The organism is Pseudonocardia sp. Ae505_Ps2 (genome assembly GCF_001932425.1).
Taxonomy (GTDB): Bacteria; Actinomycetota; Actinomycetes; order Mycobacteriales; family Pseudonocardiaceae; genus Pseudonocardia.
In genome coordinates this window covers 71,155-73,309 of record NZ_MCIP01000002.1, presented here as the reverse complement: position 1 = coordinate 73,309, position 2,155 = coordinate 71,155, and the positions used below count along the sequence as shown (strand labels likewise).

Annotated in this window: 2 protein-coding genes; both read right to left on the bottom strand. The window is 61.4% G+C overall.

Features of this window, described 5'->3' with window-relative positions; translation table 11 throughout:
* Positions 1-133 precede the first annotated feature (133 nt).
* Positions 134-469, bottom strand: coding sequence for a hypothetical protein (locus tag Ae505Ps2_RS34345; RefSeq protein ID WP_139319116.1), 336 nt, complete (start codon positions 467-469; stop codon positions 134-136).
* Between the two features lie 890 nt (positions 470-1,359).
* Positions 1,360-2,155 (bottom strand): glycerophosphodiester phosphodiesterase family protein (locus Ae505Ps2_RS34340; RefSeq protein WP_084786543.1); only part of this gene is annotated, 796 nt, incomplete at its 5' end.

The window sequence follows — 2,155 nt, the reverse complement described above, 5'->3', positions numbered from 1 at the left end:
GCGCGGACCCGGAACTGCCGCGCCGCTTCCGGTCCTCACCCGCTAGCGCGGGCTCCGGTCCGGATCAACTTGCCCACGAGCCGCGCCGACGACACACCACCCGCCGCAGCCCGCCTCACCCGACAGTCCATGTTCACCGGTTTTCCTCCCAGTACTTCTCGATCGCCTCCGCCAAACCGTAAGAAGGATTCCTTTCTCTCCACTTACGCAACTCAGCCGGATCAATCTTTCTAGCCTTCGCCGCTCTTGTCGCAGCTTCTCGCTTTCTTTCAGTGCGAGAGAGCCCGGTACGGGCAAACACCGGCGACCCACCTGACGCCCACACCCCCACTCCAAGACCGAAGAAAGCTAGAGGAACGAAGACATCTTCTCCCATGAAGAGAAACGCCGCCCCGATGAGGGCGCAGATCAGCGCAATCCCACCACTCGTGATGAATACCGACGACCGCTCACGCGACATAAGCGCCACCGCCGTTCGCTACGCGCCGAACAACGATCAAGAGAAACACTGCGTACGCACCGCAGTAATTCCAAGCAACTCCGCCCCCAGGGCAGCCACCGGGCCCCCGATAGCTTGGATCTTCTCCCACCTGAAACTCGCCCCCCAGAAAGTCTGCACAGCCTCCTTGACGCCCCCCAGCTGCGCAACCAACTTCTTAATCTTCAGAATCTTAGCCGCAGGAACTAGAACACCACCTACCGCAACACCAATAGCCCCGACGCAACCAACAACACTAGCGCGAGATTGGCCACCGACAACAGAATAGTGCGACCGCAACCAATCCTGAGCAACAGAATCCCCCTGACGAAGAACCGAGTCAGGGACTGCACTAATACGCTCAAGGAACAGCGTCAGCCCTTCAATTCTGTCCCGCTCTTGCCCCGGAATGATCCCCAAGGAGCGGACACCAGCCACCGAAGCAGTAGCCACAGACGAAGTCTCAGCCGCAGCAACCCCCGCAGCCGAGCCCACGGCAACAGCCACGACCAACACCGCACCAATACCCCGGCACGCAAACCTCTTTGCACTCACGAGCGCATCCGAACACGCCCCCCCCACCGGTCAAGAACCACTACCAGGCGCAATCATGCGACCACACTCGGTACTCGAAACGTGAAAACGTGAAACATCCACCTAACACGGTAATCCACCCAACCCAGAAAAACACCTCACCAGAACCGGACTTCGTGCCGTACCTCCCAAAGCGCTCCAGCACCACCAACCCGCAGGTCACAGCCCATACCCGGCCGGCCACCGCTCCAGAGCCCGATCAAGGCCGCTTCACAGGCGCTTCCAGTCGCTTCAAAGCCACATCAAAGCCGCTCTCTGGGGAGATTGGTCTGGTAGGCAGCTGGCTGTCAGTTGGCGCGAAGAGCAGCGACGGCGGTGTCGGTGTTGTCGGAGAAGACTCCGTCAACGCCGGCGTCGACGATTGCCGAGTATTCCGCGAATGCGTCGCCGAAGTCGGAGGCGGAACCGGGACGCCGCAGCTGTGCGGGTACGAACGCGTTCTCGTTACGGAACGTGTAGGGGTGCACAAGCAGGCCGGCGGTGTGAGCATCGCCGACCAGGGACGTTGTGGGTCCTGATGTTCCATCCTGGCTGAGAGGGACGATTTGTTCCTTCGATGGCCCGATCGCGTCGGCGTAACGAGCGATCTCCGTCAGCCCCGCCGGTGTGGTGAGCTCTTTCCACATCCGAGGCACTTGTCTTGCAGCCAGATCCGCCGGGCCGCCGGTCGCATCGGTAAGCTGTACGAGCGGGACCTGGAGTCGCTCACGCAACCACTTCAGGTTCCCGACCTCGAACGACTGGACAAAGACGGGCGCGCCTCGGCGGTTCAGTCCGTGCCGGTCGAGAGCAGCTACGAATGCTGGCTCCACTCGCAAACCGATGCCGGCGAAGTACGTCGAGTGCTTGATCTCGGGGTAGATCCCGATCTCCCGTCCGAGCTCTCGGGACATCCGCGCGCGCAGAGCCAGGTACTCGTCGAAGGTAGGGACCGGATACCGACCATTGTAGAGGGCATTGTGCGGACGGATGTCGGGGATGCGTTCAACCGCCCGCAGGGTACGGAGCTCAGCAAGCGTGAAGTCCTCGGTGAACCAACCTGTGTACGAGGTCCCGTCGATGGACTTTGTCGTGCGTCGGCTG